Raw genomic sequence first — 15855 nt, 5'->3', positions numbered from 1 at the left:
CCAGCAGCGCTCCCACAACCCCGGCGACACCCACCATATCGTCTACCGCGATGCCATATCGAGGCGTCTCCCGTGGCTCATCCAAGATGCAGGAGCATGGTCTCCGGCGCCTCCAGATAGCCCTTCCAGGCATTGCAGAAGCGGGCGATGGTGCCGCCGTCGATCAGGCGGTGGTCCCCCGCCCAGGTGACGGTCATGATCGCCCGCTTCACCACCGCATCGTGGCTGTCGAAGCGCGGCAGCCACTGGGTCTTGCCGATGGCGACGATGGCCACCTCCGGGGCGTTGATGATCGGCGCCGCATAGGTCCCGCCCAATGCGCCGATGTTGGAGATGCTGATGGTGCCGCCCTTGAGGTCGGATGATGCCACCCTGCCCTCGCGGGCATCATGGGTCAGCCGCTGGATCTCGCCGGCGATCTCCAGCAGGGTCAGCCGCTCCACTCCCTTGACGTTGGGTACCATCAGCCCCGCCTTGCCGTCCACGGCCATGCCGATGTTGCAGGACGGCAGGTAGTGGATCTCGTCGCCCGCCTCGTTGAGGCGGCTGTTGAGAATCGGGAAGTCGCGGATCGCCAGCGCCATGGCCTTCATGAAGAAGGGCATTAACGTGACTTTCGTACCTCGCGCCTCGGCCTCGGGCTTGAGGCGCGCACGCAGCGCCAGCAGCTCGGTGACATCGAGCTCCTCGCCGTACTGGAAGTGCGGGATCGTCGACGCCGAGGCCACCATCTGGCGGGCCATGGCGGCGCGCACGCCGCGCAGGGGTTCGACGCGCACCTCCGCTTCCTCGCTCGGGGGCCGGGCCGAGGGTGCCGCCTCGCCGGCCGGCGGCGGCGCCGCGGCGGCCGTGTCGCCGCGCTCCAGGAAGGCCTGGATATCCTCCTTCAGCACCCGCCCCTGCTTGCCGGACCCCGGCACCTGCTCGAGGCGCAGGCCATGCTCGCGCAGCAGGCGCCGCACTGCGGGGCTCGCCGGGATCCGCCCATGGGGGCCGAGCCCACTGGCCGGCGGGGTCTCGGCCCGCGAGGGCGCCGCCGGACGCGGGGCAGCGTCGGCAGGCGCGGGGGCCCTGGCGGTCTCTTCCGCCTCCTCGCCGTGCGCCGGGGCATAGGCGAAGAGCGGCGCATGGACGCGGGCGATCTCGCCCTTGGCCACGTGCAGCCGGGTGACCTGCCCCGCCTCGGGGGCGGTGATCTCCATCATCGCCTTGTCGGTCATCACGTCGACGACCGGCTGGTCCTCCTCGATGGTCTCCCCCTCGGCGATGCGCCACTCCACCACCTCGCACTCGACGATCCCCTCGCCGAGGTCCGGCAGGATAAAGTCCTTGGCGCTCACCTGCGGCGCCGCGGCCTGGGGCGTTGTCCCGGCGGACTCGCCCGCTGGCGTCTCCTGCGGCTCCGGCGCAGCCGATTCGGTTGCCTCGCCCTCGGCCTCGTAGGCGAACAGCGGCGCATGCACCCTGGCGATCTCGCCCTTGGGCACATGCAGCCGGGTAACCCGCCCCGCCTCGGGGGCGGTGATCTCGACCAGCGCCTTGTCGGTCATCACCTCGACCACCGGCTGGTCCTCCTCGATGACGTCACCCTCGTTGATGCGCCACTCCACTACCTCGCACTCCACGATACCTTCGCCGATATCGGGCAGCTTGAACTCTGTCATCTTGTCTCTCCTGTCCTGACCCCGGTCGTCAGAAATTCACACTGGCGCGGATGGCCTCGACGATCTTCAGGTGATCCGGCAGGTACTCCTTCTCCAGCGTCAGCGGGAAGGGCGTATCCAGGCCGGTCACCCGGGCAATGGGCGATTCCAGGTACAGGAAGCAGCGCTCCTGGATGGCCGCGGCGATCTCGCCGGCGAAGCCCCCGGTGCGCGGTGCCTCATGGGTGATCACCAGCCGGCCGGTCTTGAACACCGACTCGGCCACGCTGTCCTGGTCCCAGGGCAAGAGGCTTCTCAGGTCGATCACCTCGCAGGAGATGCCATCCTTCTCGGCCAGCTCCACGGCACGCTCGATCACCTCCATCTGGGCCCCCCAGCCCACCAGGGTCACATCGGTGCCCTCCTTGGTCACCTCGGCCTCGCCGATGGGCAGCTGGTAGTCCTCCTCCGGCACCTCGCCGACGGCGGCACGGTAGAGGCGCTTGGGCTCGAAGAAGATCACCGGGTCGGGGTCGCGGATGGCCGCCAGCAACAGGCCCTTGGCCTGGTAGGGGTCGCGGGGCACCACGATCTTCAGGCCGGGCGTATGCGTGAAGTAGGCCTCCGGCGACTGGGAGTGGTAGTGGCCACCGGCGATGCCACCGCCATAGGGGGCGCGGATGGTCAGGCCACCGACGTTGAAGAGGTCGCCCGAGCGGTAGCGGAACTTGGCCGTCTCGTTGACGATCTGGTCGAAGGCCGGAAAGATGTAGTCGGCGAACTGGATCTCCGCCACCGGCACCGAGCCCTGGGCGGCCAGGCCGTTGGCGAAGCCGATGATGCCCTGCTCCACCAGCGGCGTATTGAAGCAGCGCGCGCGGCCGTACTTCTCCTGCAGATGGCTGGTGGCACGGAAGACGCCGCCGAAGCTGCCCACGTCCTCGCCGAAGCAGAGCACCTTGTCGTCCTCGCCCATGGCGATATCCAGGGCGTTGTTGATGGCCTGCAGCATGTTCATGGTCGGCATCTCACTCCCCTCCTTGGGCTTCTGCGTCGCTGGCGTCGTCACGGGCCTTGACGTCCGGATCCAGGGAGCGCGCCCCCTTGGGGTAGGCCTCCGGGTACTGGCGGATATGGGTCTTCAGGGCGTCGAGCTGACGCTGCAGCTCCGGGGTGACGTCGGCATAGACATCGGACACCAGGCTGTCCAGGGGGGGCGGCGGACGCTTCTCGGCGCGTTTCATGGTCTCCAGCACCTCGCGACGCAGGCTCTCCTGAAGGGCCTTCTCCTCCTCCTCGCTCCACCAGCCCAGGTCGATCAGCCAGCGCTGCATGCGCAGGATGGGGTCCTTCTCGCGCCAGGCCTCCTCCTCCTTCTTCGAGCGGTAGCCGGAGGGGTCGTCCGAGGAGGAGTGGGCGGCCAGGCGATAGCTCATGGCCTCGATGAGCACCGGCTTGTTGTGCTCCACGGCGATCCGGCGCGCCTCCCGGGTCGCCGAGTAGACCGCCAGGATGTCGTTGCCGTCGACGCGAATCACGTGCATGCGATAGCCGAAGGCCCGCGGTGCCACGCCATCGGCGGCGAACTGCTCGATGGAGGGGGTGGAGATCGCATAGCCGTTGTTGCGGCAGAAGAAGATCACCGGCACCTCGTGGACCGCCGCCATGTTCAGGGCGGCGTGGAAGTCGCCCTCTGAGGCGGCCCCCTCGCCGAAGAACACCGTGGTGCACTGGCCGTCGCCGGCGAGCTTCTGGCCATAGGCGTAACCGGTGGCCTGGGGAATCTGGGTGCCCAGCGGCGAGGAGATGGTCATGTAGTGGAGCTTGCGCGACCCGTAGTGGATCGGCATCTGGCGGCCCTTGCCGTAGTCCAGTTCGTTGCCGAACAGCTGGTTCATGAACTCGTCGAAGGTGAAGCCGCGATAGACCAGGGCGCCCTGCTCGCGATACTGGGCCATGATCATGTCGGCATCATCCAGCGCCGCCGTGGCGCCGACCACCGCGGCCTCCTCGCCGGTGCACTGCATGTAGAAGGAGAGCCGTCCCTGTCGCTGGGCGGCGAGCATCCGCTCGTCGAGCACGCGGGTGGCCACCATGGCGCGGTAGATAGCCAGCGCCTTGTCGTGCTCCAGCTCGGGCGCCGTGGCGCCCTCGTGGAGGGTGCCGTCCTGCTTGAGCAGCCGGAAGGTGGGAATGCTGAACTCGTCACCGGCCAGGAAGGTCGGCTCGTGAATATCCGCTGTTGTTGTCATCGTCGTGATCCTGTGCCCCTTTTGGGGGCAGTGTTGTCCTTAATGTCCCGATCCGCCAGGGGGTCGCCCCGGGGACGGTCAACGCAACAGGATTGACGTTAACGTAAACTGAAGAGCTTGGGTAGCCCCGAAGGTCGGAAATCGAGCCGGGCCAGCGTGGTCCGATCAGCGGGCGCCGGCCAGCGGCAACCGGCTGAAGAGGCTGTCCACGCTGATGGCCAGCAGCCCGATCAGCAGCGCCCCCTGCACCACATAGGCGGTGTTGCCGTTGACGATCCCCGAGATGATCGGGTCGCCCAGGTTGCTCGCCCCCACGGTGGCGCCGATGGCCGCCGTGGCGATGTTGATGGTGACGGAGGTGCGGATCCCGGCGAGGATCACCGGCGCGGCCAGCGGCAGCTCCACCTGGCGCAGGATCTGGCCGCCGCTCATGCCCATGCCGCGCGCCGCCTCCATCACGCCGGGGTCGATGCCCTCGAGCCCGGCCAGGGTGTTGCGCACGATCGGCAGCAGGCCATAGAGCAGCAGCGCCACGATGATCGGCAGGGTGCCGAAGCCCAGCACCGGCACCGCCAGCGCCAGCACTGCCACCGGCGGAAAGGTCTGACCGATGGAGGCCAGCTGGCTGACCAGTGGCAGGAAGTCCCGCCCCCAGCGGCGAGTGGCCGCGATAGCGGCCCCCACCCCCACCAGGATGGCCAGCACCGCCGCCACGCTCACCACCAGCAGATGGCGACCCAGCAGGGTCGCGAAGTCGGCACGCGCATAGATCACCTGGCGGCTGTCGGCCTCGATCCAGCGAAACAGCCCCTCCAGCTGCCCCATGCCGAGCGTTGCCGCCAGCAGCAACACCAGCCAGCCAAGCGGCACGGCCCAGCGGCGAAGCTCAGTCATCGCTGCGTGCTCCCACCAGGCGGCGCAGGGAGAGCTCGCCCACCGGCTGTCCGTCGTCATCCACCACGGTGAGGCGCTCGGCATGACGCCACAGCATCACCGAGAGCGCCTCGCGCAGGCTGACATGCTGGCCGATCCGCTCGTCGGCGGGCGACTGCGCCCCCAGCGGCCGCATCCGCTGGCTGACCGGCAGCAGCGCCGCCTCCTTCAGGCCGCGGTCCTCGCCCCCGAGCAGCGACTCGACGAAACCGTCCGCCGGTTCGCGAAGCAGCTCCAGGGGCCGTCCCTGCTGGACGATGCGCCCCTGATGCATCACCACCAGGTGGTCCGCCAGGCGCAGCGCCTCGTCCATGTCGTGGGTGACGAAGACGATGGTCTTGTGAAGCCGGGCCTGCAGCTCGCGCAGTTCCTCCTGCAGGCTCTCCCGGGTGATGGGATCCAGGGCGCCGAAGGGCTCGTCCATCAGCAGGATGTCCGGGTCGGCAGCCAGCGCCCGGGCGACCCCCACGCGCTGCGCCTGTCCGCCGGAGAGCTGGTGGGGATACTTGCCGGCGAACTCCTCCATGGAGAGCCCCAGCAACGCCATCAGCTCCTCGACCCGCGCCTGGACCTTCGCGGCCGGCCACTTGAGCAGCCGCGGCACCAGGCCGATATTGCGGGCCACCGTCCAGTGGGGAAAGAGCCCCGTGCTCTGGATCGCGTACCCCATGCGTCGACGCAGGGTCTCCTCGCGGAAGGCGCGGATCTGCTGGCCATCGATGTGAATCTCGCCCTCGCTGTGCTCGATCAGCCGATTGATCATGCGCAGCGTGGTCGACTTGCCGCAGCCGGAGGTGCCCACCAGCACGCAGAGCTCGCCCCGGGCCACGCTCAGCGAGATATCATCCACCGCGGTGGTGGCGCCGAAGCGCTTGGTGACATGGATCAGGTCGATCATTTCGCCCCTCCCGGGCGCAGGACGTCGGTCAGGGCGCCGAGCAGGGCATCCACCAGCAGCGCCATCACCAGGATGGGCAGCGCGCCCAGCAGCACCAGGTCCATGGCGGCCTGGCCGAGCCCCTGGAAGATGAAGGTGCCCAGTCCCCCGGCACCGATCAGCGCGGCCACGGCGGTCAGCCCGATGGCCTGTACCGTGGTGATGCGGATGCCCTCGAGGATCACCGGCAGCGCCAGCGGCAGGCGCACCTGGCGGAATACCTGGCCGCGGCTCATGCCCATGCCGCGGGCGGCATCGATCACCCCGGGGTCGACCGCCTCCAGGGCGACGAAGGTATTGCGCACCATGGGCAGCAGGCTGTAGCCCACCAGCGCCAGCAGGGCCGGCGCCCAGCCGATGCCGCTGACGCCCAGCGCCGCCAGCCACTCGACGTTCGCCGACAGCCAGGCGAGCGGCGCCAGCAGCAGGCCGAAGAGCGCGATGCTGGGGATCGTCTGCAGGAAATTGAGCACGCCGAAGCCCGCCTTCTGCACGCCGGGCCAGCGGCGCATGGCCAGCGCCAGGAGCACGCCGAGCACCAGGCTCGTCCCCACCGCCACCCCGACCAGCAGCAGGTGCTCGACGACGGCGCCCAGGAACTGGCCACTGCGGCCGCGATACTCCTGCCACAGCGCCAGCGGCTCCAGCCAGAGGCTGAGGCAGAGTCCCGCGCTCACCACCGGGGGCAGCAGCAAGGCCCAGCCGATCGGCCGCGACAGCACGAGCCGACTGCGCAGCTCGATCATGACCAGCAGCAACAGGAAGAGCACCACCCAGATGCCGGCCCCGATACCCAGGCGGGCCTGGGCGCTGTCGACCAGGGTGACGGCCGACAGCGCCAGCCAGGCCGGCAGGGCCGAGAGCATCAGCACCACCAGGGCGAGGGCCAGGGCGAAGCGACGCGACGTGGGACGCCAGGCGAACCCGGCGAGCGCCAGCCAGGGCACACCGCTGACAAGCGCCCCCGCGACACCGATGACGTCGGCAACCCCATGACCGGTGCCGGGCACGATGCGATTGGCGGCCACGCTGACCGTGTCCAGCCCCAACCAGGCGGCCAGGGCGACCAGTGACAGGCTCAGCAGGACGACGTTGGGTCCGGGGTTCTCCGGGCGCAAGGCGGCCTCAGTCTTCCAGGGTGTCGAGGAAGTCGGCGGCAACCGCCGCGGGATCCCGTCCGTTCACCGCCACGTCGCCATTGAGACGCTGCAGGGTCTCGAGGTCCAGTGCCTGGAAGACCGGCTCGAGCAGGGACTCGATCTCGGGGTAGCGCTCGAGCACCTCCTCGCGCACCACCGGGGCGGGCTGGTAGACCGGCTGGACCCCCAGGGTGTCGTCCATGACCACGAGGTCCAGCGCCTGAAGGCCGCCGTCGGTGCCATAGGTCATGGCGGCGTTGACGCCGCTGGTCTGCTGGGCCGCGGCGCGCATGGTGGCCGCCGTGTTGCCGCCGGAGAGCACCAGCAGCTGCTCCTCGGAAAGCTCGAAGCCATAGGCCTCCTGGAAGGCCGGCAGGGCCTGGGGCGACTCGACGAACTCGGCGCTGGCCGCCAGCTTGAACTCGCCGCCGTCATCGAGGTAGGCCGCCAGGTCCTCCAGGCTTCCCAGCCCGTTCTCGCGGGCAAGCTCGCCGCGCACGCTGATGGCCCAGGTGTTGTTGGCCTCGGCCGGCGTCAGCCAGACCAGGCCGTTGGCCTCGCGATCCTTCTCGCGCACCGTCTCGAGGGCCTGATCGGCATCCTTCCACACCGGGCTGTCGGTCATGTCGAAGAAGAAGGCGCCGTTGCCGGTGTACTCGGGGTAGAGGTCGATCTCGCCGGCGACCAGCGCCTCGCGCACGATGCTGGTTGCCCCCAGCTGGAGGCGATCCTCGACCTCGATACCGCCCTCGTCGAGGCGCTGCAGGATCAGCTGGCCAAGCACCGCCCCCTCGGTATCGATCTTGGAGGAGACCACCACGGGGTCCTGCGCCTGGGCCGAGAGGGCCATGAGGGTACCGGCGGCCAGCGCCGCGCATCGAGACACTGGGCGGGAAATCAGCGTTCGGATCATCATGTTCACCCGGTTCCTTGTGAATGTATCCTGAGTATAAGGCCTGTACAGCTTGTCTGTCAGACCCGCCCATCAACGTCGGACATCGCCATGGCCCCATCCGGAAGCGGACTCCTCGACCATTGCCACCACCCGCTGGTTCGCGACCTGGCGTGGATCGTGCTGGCCCCCGACCTGATCGCGATGCCCTGCCCGGGGCGGCCCACGCGCAGCGAACTGGGCCTGGACGATGACGACCGGCTGGCGACCTGGCTGGATGCCCTGGAGGCGGCACCCGACGCCCTGGAGGCGCACCTGGCACCGGCGCTCAAGGGGCGCATGGGGCTCTACCACGAGCGGCTCTGGCAGTTCCTGCTCTCGGAGGCGCCCGGCACCCGGCTGCTGGCCCACAACCTGCGCATCCACCAGGGCAAGCGCACCCTGGGCGAGCTCGACCTGCTCTACCGGGGACGGACGGACACCAGCTTGGTGCACCTGGAGGTCGCCATCAAGTTCTACCTGGGCCTGCCCCAGGGGCCGGGCGCGGCGGACAGCCAGGCCCGCTGGATCGGCCCGGGCGGGGCCGACAGCCTGGCCGCCAAGCGCGAGCACCTGCACCGCCACCAGCTCAGGCTCACCGACTCCCCCGAGGCGCGCGAAGCCCTGGCACCGCTGCTGTCGTCCCACTCGCCCCCCGGGCAGGACGGGGCGTCGCCCCTGGCCGTGCGGCTGGCGATCCCGGGGGTGCTCTTCTATCCCTGGCATGCCCCCCTGCCGGCCCCGCGGGAGGCCACCCCCCACCACCTCCAGGGACACTGGCTGTTCGCCCGGGAGTGGCACCGGCTGCGCGATGGCCTGCCCCGGGGCACCCGAGGCGCCTGGCTGCACAAGCCCCACTGGCTCGCCCTGCCCCGGCGCGAGGCCCTAGTGCCGCTACGCGACCTGGAGGCCCGGCTAGCCCAGCACCTTGGCAGGCCGGCCTCCCCTGTCCAGCTGGCCCTGTGGCATGTGGATATGGGCTGGCGGCGGCTGTTCGTGGTCGGTGATGACTGGCCGCGGCAGATTCCGCTGCCGCCTTTCCCCTACTCCCCCTCGTCCTGTCGAAGCAGCTCTGGAACCTGATAGCGAGTGCTGCGGCCTCCTCCAGGCAGCTTCATCAAGCAGCCTGCCTCGGGGTCGCTCCCCGTTAATCGGTTGGCTTAAGCGCTTGATCCAGCAGGCGTCGCTTGCGTGGCAACAGTCCGACCTGGAGCCCCAGCGGTTTGAAGACCCGATTCACGACCGCGAGGGTAACATTGCCCTTGTCTCCCTCCAGATCGGAAAGCGTGCGACGACTGATGCCAACCAGGGCGGCATAGCGCGTCTGGGAAAGACCCAGCACATCGCGCCGCAGTGCCCGCAGCAGCTGGCCCTCGGTCAGCTCGCCGGCATAGAAGCGTTGCAGCAGCGTCACCAGCGCCGCTTCGCGGTCTTCAGCATCACGGGGCTTCACAGCAGTCCCCAGCGCTTGAGTCGTGTGTCCAGAGAGCGCAAGCCTACTGCCGGCTTGTCCAGGATGCGAGAGGGAAGCCCTCGCGCAGCCAAGCGTCCCTCTAGGCCCGCGAGGGCGACACCCAGTTGCTGCAACGCTGTCATCAGGCGGTCGGGCGCCGCCAGGTCGGCGAGAGAGTCCGCAATGCCGTGCCAGTCAAACTCACCGCCCACCTCGAGGGGCGCCCCCCACTGCATCGTGCGCGTCACTCCCTCAGGATCGGCCTTCATGGGGGCGAAATCGTAGACCGGGGATAACCAGATTCCCTTGTGGCACTTGAGCAGCGCCGAATTGCGACCATGGTTGTCGGAATTGCCAAAAGCGATGTTGAGCAGGTCACGCTTGACCCACTCGATCACGAAGGCTTGGGTGTCAAAACTATCGCCCAGTTCGCAGACCCGGTACTGTTCCTGCAGCAGGCCCACCAGCTGGCGCAGAACCTCGCCGTGCCGAAGAAAACTGCCCGGTGCCACCCCCATCAAGGAGTAGACGGATTCCAGCCCATATCGTACCCAGGCCCCGTCGAGATACTGCATGTCGAAGCGTGGCAGCCAGAGCGAAGGGTAACGATCACCCTCGATCAAACGCATGCCCCGCGTATCGATAGTGTCGACGCCCAGCTCTGCCAGTTCCTGGTAGTAGTGGTACTCGGCGCGCAGGATGTCGCAGTCATCGCTGGAGCGACTGCCTCGAGGGAACTTGACCAGCATTGGCGTATCCGGCCGACAGCACTCTTCCTGCCAGGTGTCGATCCAGACCTGCTCATCCTTGTCCAGCCGCAACAGCAGTTTGGGGGCCTCCCCGCCAGCCCCCGTCGCTCCCCCGCTGGCCGCGCCCATCTGCTGGGCATACTCCAGGAAATCCACATCACGCTCCACGACGCTACGCATCGGAAAGCGCCGCTCCCCCAGGGCATCACTCATGGCATCGTCGGGCACCGCCTCCTTGATACGCAGGTTACCCACCGGGGCGATGGTCCCTCGGGCCAGTAGTTCCGTGTCCTGGTGACCTTCAGGCAGATCTTGCAGGCCAAGGTAGCTTACCCAGAAGCGACGGCTGGCGCCCGCCGGCATGATGTCTTCCAGAAAGCCAAACCAGCGTGGGCACTCATGGGTCAGCATCAGCTCCACAGGCAGCAGCAGGCTGCAGGCATGAAAGTCATCGTGGTACATCCAGTCGACGGCATAATGGGACACATAGCGCAGCCGAGACTCCCCCCGTACTCCACGCTCAGGTGATGGCAAGGCCAGAATCGCCGCATCATGCCAGGCTTGATCGAAATGAATCTGCACCGTCAGTTCCAAGGCATCCCCTGCACAGTAAAATGCTCAAAAATGACTTAACTTCGAATATATGAGCAGTATAGCGCACAGGAAAAACTTTATGGGAATAGTTTGAGCAGTACGCTGCACAAAATCCCTTACAGCGCTACGATGACACTGATTAACGATATGGAGACGCGGCTGTTTAAATAACACGCCCGGCCCACCTTGCGGCGGGCAGGGCGTATTGGAGCGTGGAACGGAGCGTCAGCCTTCCGGCTTGTCGAACACCCAGGTCGTCCCCTCGCGGGCATCCTTGAGGATGATGCCCAGCGCGGCGAGCTCGTCGCGGATGGCATCGGCGGCAGCGAAGTCCCTGGCCTTCTTGGCCGCGGCCCGCGCGTCGATCCTCGCCTGGATCTCCGCTTCCGAGAGTGGCAGGTCACCCGCTCCCCCCTTGAGGAAGGCAACCGGGTCCTGCTGCAGCAGCCCCAGGATACCGCCCAGGCGCCTGAGCTCGGCGGCCAGCGCCGGGGCCTGCTCGGGCGCCTCCTTCCGGGCGCGGTTCAGCTCGCGGGCCAGGTCGAAGAGCACCGACAGCGCCTCGGCGGTGTTGAAGTCATCGTCCATGGCGGCGGTAAAGCGCTCGTCGAAGCGGCCATCCACCTCCCCTGCCACGGGCTCGCTGCCTTCCAGTGACAGCCCTTCGAGCGAAAGACCTTCCAGTGAGTTGTAGAAGCGCTCCAGCGACTTGCGCGCCTCGGCCAGGGACTCCGGCGCATAGTTGATCGGGCTGCGGTAGTGGCTGGCCACCAGCAGGTAGCGCACCACCTCCGGGTCGTGGTGTTCCAGCACCTCGCGGATGGTGAAGAAGTTGCCCAGCGACTTGGACATCTTCTCGTGATTCACCCGCACCGCCCCGGCGTGCATCCAGGTATGGACGTAGGCATGGCCGGTGGCCGCCTCGCTCTGGGCGATCTCGTTCTCGTGGTGGGGGAACATCAGGTCCGGCCCGCCCCCGTGGATATCGAAGGTCTCGCCCAGGCAGCAGGTCGACATGGCCGAGCACTCGATGTGCCAGCCGGGCCGCCCCTCGCCCCAGGGCGAGGGCCAGCTCGCCTCGCCGGGCTTGGCCGCCTTCCACAGCACGAAGTCCAGCGGGTCCTCCTTGTGCTCGTCCACCTCGATGCGGGCACCGGCGCGCATCTCGTCGGGGTCGCGGTTGCTCAGTCGGCCATAGCGCTCAAAGCGGCGTACCCGGTAGTAGACGTCGCCGTTGTCGGCGGCGTAGGCGTAGCCCTTGGCGATCAGCGTCTCGATCATGGCGATGATCTCGCCGATATGCCGGGTGGCGCGGGGCTCGCGATCCGGGGACAGCACGCCGAGGCGCGCCTCGTCCTCGTGCATGGCCTCGATCATGCGCTCGGTGAGCGAGGTGATCGACTCGCCGTTTTCCTCGGCGCGCCTGAGGATCTTGTCGTCGATGTCGGTGACGTTGCGCACATAGGTGACCTCATAGCCCCGGGCCCGCAGGTAGCGGGTGATGACGTCGAAGGCCACCATCACCCGGGCATGCCCCAGGTGGCAGAAGTCATAGACGGTCATGCCGCAGACATACATGCGCACCTTGCCCGGCTCGATGGGCGTGAAGGGCTCCTTGCGACGGGTCAGCGTGTTGTAGATCTGCATATCGGCGCTCACGTTCACCCCTTCTTCTGCGCGTCTTTGTTCTGAGCGTCTTTCTTCTGGACCTTGGCCCAGCTGTCCTTGAGTCCCACGGTGCGGTTGAACACCAGCCTGCCGTCGCGGCTGGCATGGCGGTCGGCGCAGAAGTAGCCCACGCGTTCGAACTGGAAGCGGCTCTCCGGCTCGCTCCCGGCCAGGCTCGGCTCGCCGATGGCCTGCACGGTCACCAGCGACTCGGGATTGAGGTGCTCGAGGAAGTCGGCATCCTTGTCCTTGTCGGGCTGCTCCTCGAGGAAGAGGTTGTCGTAGAGCCGCACCTCCATGGGCACGCCGTGCTCGGCGCTGACCCAGTGGATCACCCCCTTGACCTTGCGCCCCTCGGGGTTCTTGCCCAGGGTGTCGAAGTCCACGGAGCAGCGCAGCTCGCTGATCTCGCCGGCGGCGTCCTTGACCACCTCGTCGCAGCGGATCACGTAGCTGTTGCGCAGGCGCACCTCCTTGCCCGGTGCCAGGCGGAAGAACTTCTTGGGCGGCTCCTCCATGAAGTCATCCTGGTCGATGAAAATCTCGCGGGTGAACGGCACGCGACGCACCGCCATGTCCTCGCGGGCGGGGTGGCCGGGCACCTCATAGAGCTCCTCGTGATCCTCCGGCACGTTGGTCAGCACCACCTTCAGGGGCCTCAGCACGGCCATCGCGCGCGGCGCATTGTCCTCGAGGTCCGAGCGAATCGCATGGTAGAGCATGGCGATATCCACCAGGCCGCCGTCGGCGCGGGTGACGCCGATCATCTCGCAGAACTTGCGGATCGAGGCCGGGGTGTAGCCGCGACGCCGCATGCCGGAGATGGTCGGCAGGCGCGGGTCATCCCAGCCGTCGACGATGCCCTCGTCCACCAGCAGCTTGAGCTTGCGCTTGGAGGTCAGGGTGTAGTTGAGGTTGAGTCGGGCGAACTCGATCTGGCGGGGCTTCGCCGGCACCGGCAGGTTGTCGAGGAACCAGTCGTAGAGCGGGCGATGGTCCTCGAACTCCAGGGTGCAGATCGAGTGGGTCACCCCCTCCAGGGCGTCCGACTGGCCGTGGGTGAAGTCGTAGGAGGGGTAGATCTTCCACTTGTCGCCGGTCTGGTGGTGGCTGGCGTGACGGATGCGGTAGAGGATCGGGTCGCGCAGGTTGATGTTCGGCGCGGCCATGTCGATCTTCGCCCGCAGCACCTTCTCGCCCTCGGCGAACTCGCCGTTGCGCATGCGCTCGAGCAGGTCGAGGTTCTCGTCCGCGCTGCGCTCGCGATAGGGGCTCGGCTTGCCCGCCTCGGTCAGGGTGCCGCGGTACTCACGGATCTCATCCGGCGAGAGGTCGTCGACATAGGCCTTGCCCTCGCGCACCAGGTGCTGTGCCCAGGCATAGAGCTGGTCGAAGTAGTCCGAGGCGAAGCGCACCGGCCCCGCCCACTCGAAGCCCAGCCAGTGAACGTCCGCCTTGATGGCGTCGATGTAGGCCTGCTCCTCCTTGGCCGGGTTGGTGTCGTCGAAGCGCAGATGACAGTCGCCACCGAAGTGCTCGGCGAGCCCGAAATTCAGGCAGATCGACTTGGCATGGCCGATATGCAGAAAGCCGTTGGGCTCCGGCGGGAAGCGGGTCACGATCTTCCCGCTACGGCCGGCCTCGATCTCCTCGCGGATCTGGTTGCGGATGAAATTCGGCGCGCTGGTGGTGTCGGTGGACATGGTGGAAGAAACAACCTCTGATTGAAGGTGCGGACCTGGCGGCGCGAGCATGGCGAGCCTAGGGCTATGGGGTGGCGGTGCCTCAGCGAGGGGCGCCGGGGGCAGGCCGTAGAGGAGGTCCTACGCCAGGGATGGCGTCGGTAGCGCCCAGGGAGGGGTTCACAGCGCCTCCTCGATGGTGCGGCACTCCGCAAGCCTGCCGCCGGATCAGCCCCGAGCGATACCGCCATCGGCACTCCCGGTGTCTGGCCCCTTGCTCGCTTCGCGCTTGGAAGCAAAACCGTTATTATAGCGCCACAGCCATGGGCAACGCCAAGGCAACTCCCCTTTACCGCACAGGAACTTACCGATGATCGTACTGCAGACCAATTTCGGCGATATCACCATCGCCCTGAACCACGAGAAGGCGCCCAAGACCGCCGCCAACTTCGAGCAGTACGTCCGCGACGGCTTCTATGACGGCACCCTCTTCCATCGCGTGATCCCGGGCTTCATGGTCCAGGGCGGCGGCTTCGACACCGACTTCAACCAGAAGCCGACCCGTGACCCGGTGGAGAACGAGGCCGACAACGGCCTGAAGAACACCACCGGCACCCTGGCCATGGCCCGCACCCAGGACCCGCACTCCGCCACCGCGCAGTTCTTCATCAACGTCGCCGACAACGACTTCCTCAACCACAGCGGCAAGAATGTCCAGGGCTGGGGCTACTGCGTGTTCGGCGAGGTGGTCGAGGGCATCGACGTGGTCGAGAAGATCAAGGCCGTGCCCACCACCCGTCGCGGCATGCACGCCGACGTGCCCGCCGAGGACGTGGTCATCCAGAAGGCCTACGTGAAGGACGAGCCGGCGGCCTGACGGTCACCTGCCTTGCTACCACGCCCGCCCGACGCTTCCCGATCGCGGCGGGCGTGCTTCGTTTCACCGTCTGAACAGGGCCACTCATGACCACCCTGCTGATTTCCGACCTGCACCTTCACCCCGGCGCTCCCCAAGTCACCGAGGGCTTCCTGCACTGGCTGGACGAGCGCGCCCGGGGCTGTGATGCCCTCTACATCCTTGGCGACTTCTTCGAGGCGTGGATCGGCGACGACCTGCTCGACCTGGGCGAGCAGGACCCCACCGGCAACGCCCCCCTGGCCGCGCGGATCGCCGCCGCCCTGAAGCGCCTGGCCGATGGCGGCACGGCCCTCTACCTGATGCACGGCAACCGCGACTTCCTGCTGGGTGAGCGTTTCGCCAACGAGGCCGGCGCCTCCCTGCTGCCCGACCCCAGCGTGGTGACGCTCGGCGGCAAGCGCGTCCTGCTGATGCACGGCGACAGCCTCTGCACCCGCGACGAGGCCTACCAGGCCTTCCGCGCCCAGGCACGCCACCCGCTATGGCAGGAGCAGGTGCTGTCGATGCCGATCCAGGAGCGGCTCGCGCTGGCCAGGCAATTGCGCGAGCAGTCCGGTGAGGCCAACTCCAACAAGGCCGAGGACATCATGGACGTGACCCCGGACGAGGTGGCGAAGGCAATGGCCGAGCACGGCGTCACGACCTTGATCCACGGCCACACCCACCGCCCCGCGGTGCATGACCTCGAGGTCGACGGCCGGCCAGGAAAGCGCTATGTGCTGGGCGACTGGCAGCCCGGGAAGGGCTGGGAGATCGTCGTCGAGGACGACGCCGAACCTCAGCTGCAGCCTGTTTCGCTCTCCTGAACCCCGCTGCAAGCAGCGCTCCTACACAATGACACAGCTCGGGTGAGAAGTTGTAGGAGCCGTGCTTGCACGGCGAAGGGTATGGCCCTTCGCCTCCCCCACGACGATGCATGGCGCCCACAGAATCGCGCTGCAAGCAGCGCTCCTAC

The 15855-nt window shown here is 67.6% G+C and carries 14 protein-coding genes; 3 read left to right on the top strand and 11 right to left on the bottom strand.

What is annotated here, in order from left to right; all coding sequences use genetic code 11:
* Nucleotides 1-77: 77 nt before the first annotated feature.
* The 7 genes from DFP85_RS00750 to osmF all read right to left on the bottom strand — a co-directional run bounded on the left by DFP85_RS00750 (nt 78) and on the right by osmF (nt 7754).
* On the bottom strand, nt 78-1664 hold the full coding sequence (locus DFP85_RS00750) for a dihydrolipoyllysine-residue acetyltransferase (RefSeq protein ID WP_133633964.1): 1587 nt from the start codon (nt 1662-1664) through the stop codon (nt 78-80).
* A 28-nt stretch (nt 1665-1692) separates the two neighbouring features.
* The gene (locus DFP85_RS00745; protein WP_133633962.1) at nt 1693-2670 is read right to left on the bottom strand and encodes an alpha-ketoacid dehydrogenase subunit beta; all 978 of its coding nucleotides are present in this window, start codon (nt 2668-2670) and stop codon (nt 1693-1695) included.
* Between the two features lies 1 nt (nt 2671).
* Nucleotides 2672-3895 carry a thiamine pyrophosphate-dependent dehydrogenase E1 component subunit alpha gene (locus tag DFP85_RS00740; RefSeq protein ID WP_133633960.1) on the bottom strand — a complete coding sequence of 408 codons (1224 nt, stop codon included), beginning with the start codon at nt 3893-3895 and terminating at the stop codon, nt 2672-2674.
* Nucleotides 3896-4060: 165 nt separating this feature from the next.
* Entirely contained in the window at nt 4061-4789 is a 729-nt protein-coding gene (locus tag DFP85_RS00735; protein ID WP_133633958.1) for an ABC transporter permease, read from the bottom strand.
* A complete protein-coding gene (locus DFP85_RS00730; RefSeq protein WP_133633956.1) occupies nt 4782-5726 on the bottom strand; it encodes an ABC transporter ATP-binding protein in 945 nt (314 codons plus the stop codon). Before DFP85_RS00730 ends, DFP85_RS00735 begins: the two co-directional genes overlap by 8 nt.
* Nucleotides 5723-6883 (bottom strand): ABC transporter permease, encoded by a 1161-nt coding sequence (locus tag DFP85_RS00725; RefSeq protein ID WP_166644563.1) that lies wholly within the window; start codon nt 6881-6883, stop codon nt 5723-5725. The genes DFP85_RS00730 and DFP85_RS00725 overlap by 4 nt, the downstream gene beginning before the upstream one ends.
* A gap of 7 nt (nt 6884-6890) precedes the next feature.
* On the bottom strand, nt 6891-7754 hold the full coding sequence (osmF, locus tag DFP85_RS00720) for a glycine betaine ABC transporter substrate-binding protein OsmF (RefSeq protein WP_243737174.1): 864 nt from the start codon (nt 7752-7754) through the stop codon (nt 6891-6893).
* A gap of 153 nt (nt 7755-7907) precedes the next feature.
* Between osmF and DFP85_RS00715 the strand changes: the two genes are divergently transcribed.
* A complete protein-coding gene (locus tag DFP85_RS00715; protein ID WP_133633951.1) occupies nt 7908-8918 on the top strand; it encodes a DUF1853 family protein in 1011 nt (336 codons plus the stop codon).
* Between the two features lie 64 nt (nt 8919-8982).
* Here the strand turns inward: DFP85_RS00715 and DFP85_RS00710 are convergent, their stop codons facing one another.
* From DFP85_RS00710 to DFP85_RS00695, 4 genes are all read right to left on the bottom strand, one after another.
* A complete protein-coding gene (locus DFP85_RS00710; protein ID WP_133633949.1) occupies nt 8983-9288 on the bottom strand; it encodes a helix-turn-helix domain-containing protein in 306 nt (101 codons plus the stop codon).
* Nucleotides 9285-10631 (bottom strand): type II toxin-antitoxin system HipA family toxin, encoded by a 1347-nt coding sequence (locus tag DFP85_RS00705; protein ID WP_166644562.1) that lies wholly within the window; start codon nt 10629-10631, stop codon nt 9285-9287. The genes DFP85_RS00710 and DFP85_RS00705 overlap by 4 nt, the downstream gene beginning before the upstream one ends.
* 225 nt (nt 10632-10856) lie before the next feature.
* Nucleotides 10857-12278 (bottom strand): cysteine--tRNA ligase, encoded by a 1422-nt coding sequence (cysS, locus tag DFP85_RS00700; protein WP_208108422.1) that lies wholly within the window; start codon nt 12276-12278, stop codon nt 10857-10859.
* A gap of 14 nt (nt 12279-12292) precedes the next feature.
* Nucleotides 12293-14002 carry a glutamine--tRNA ligase/YqeY domain fusion protein gene (locus DFP85_RS00695; protein WP_133633945.1) on the bottom strand — a complete coding sequence of 570 codons (1710 nt, stop codon included), beginning with the start codon at nt 14000-14002 and terminating at the stop codon, nt 12293-12295.
* A gap of 349 nt (nt 14003-14351) precedes the next feature.
* Between DFP85_RS00695 and DFP85_RS00690 the strand changes: the two genes are divergently transcribed.
* Together DFP85_RS00690 and DFP85_RS00685 are read left to right on the top strand one after the other, a co-directional pair.
* The gene (locus DFP85_RS00690; RefSeq protein WP_133633943.1) at nt 14352-14858 is read left to right on the top strand and encodes a peptidylprolyl isomerase; all 507 of its coding nucleotides are present in this window, start codon (nt 14352-14354) and stop codon (nt 14856-14858) included.
* Nucleotides 14859-14944: 86 nt separating this feature from the next.
* Complete coding sequence (locus DFP85_RS00685; RefSeq protein WP_133633941.1) at nt 14945-15706, top strand: UDP-2,3-diacylglucosamine diphosphatase; 762 nt, start codon at nt 14945-14947, stop codon at nt 15704-15706.
* Nucleotides 15707-15855: the final 149 nt, after the last annotated feature.

The organism is Halomonas ventosae (assembly GCF_004363555.1).
GTDB lineage: Bacteria > Pseudomonadota > Gammaproteobacteria > Pseudomonadales > Halomonadaceae > Halomonas > Halomonas ventosae.
Note: the sequence above shows the minus strand (reverse complement) of the source record. Positions and strands in the feature narration are given on the sequence as shown.

Coding starts and splice junctions, on each gene's coding strand:
- DFP85_RS00695 (WP_133633945.1), bottom strand. CDS start 14,002: ATGTCCACCGACACCACCAGCGCGCCGAATTTCATCCGCAACCAGATC.
- cysS (WP_208108422.1), bottom strand. CDS start 12,278: ATGCAGATCTACAACACGCTGACCCGTCGCAAGGAGCCCTTCACGCCC.
- osmF (WP_243737174.1), bottom strand. CDS start 7,754: ATGGCCCTCTCGGCCCAGGCGCAGGACCCCGTGGTGGTCTCCTCCAAG.
- DFP85_RS00750 (WP_133633964.1), bottom strand. CDS start 1,664: ATGACAGAGTTCAAGCTGCCCGATATCGGCGAAGGTATCGTGGAGTGC.
- DFP85_RS00745 (WP_133633962.1), bottom strand. CDS start 2,670: ATGCCGACCATGAACATGCTGCAGGCCATCAACAACGCCCTGGATATC.
- DFP85_RS00740 (WP_133633960.1), bottom strand. CDS start 3,895: ATGACAACAACAGCGGATATTCACGAGCCGACCTTCCTGGCCGGTGAC.
- DFP85_RS00735 (WP_133633958.1), bottom strand. CDS start 4,789: ATGACTGAGCTTCGCCGCTGGGCCGTGCCGCTTGGCTGGCTGGTGTTG.
- DFP85_RS00715 (WP_133633951.1), top strand. CDS start 7,908: ATGGCCCCATCCGGAAGCGGACTCCTCGACCATTGCCACCACCCGCTG.
- DFP85_RS00690 (WP_133633943.1), top strand. CDS start 14,352: ATGATCGTACTGCAGACCAATTTCGGCGATATCACCATCGCCCTGAAC.
- DFP85_RS00685 (WP_133633941.1), top strand. CDS start 14,945: ATGACCACCCTGCTGATTTCCGACCTGCACCTTCACCCCGGCGCTCCC.
- DFP85_RS00730 (WP_133633956.1), bottom strand. CDS start 5,726: ATGATCGACCTGATCCATGTCACCAAGCGCTTCGGCGCCACCACCGCG.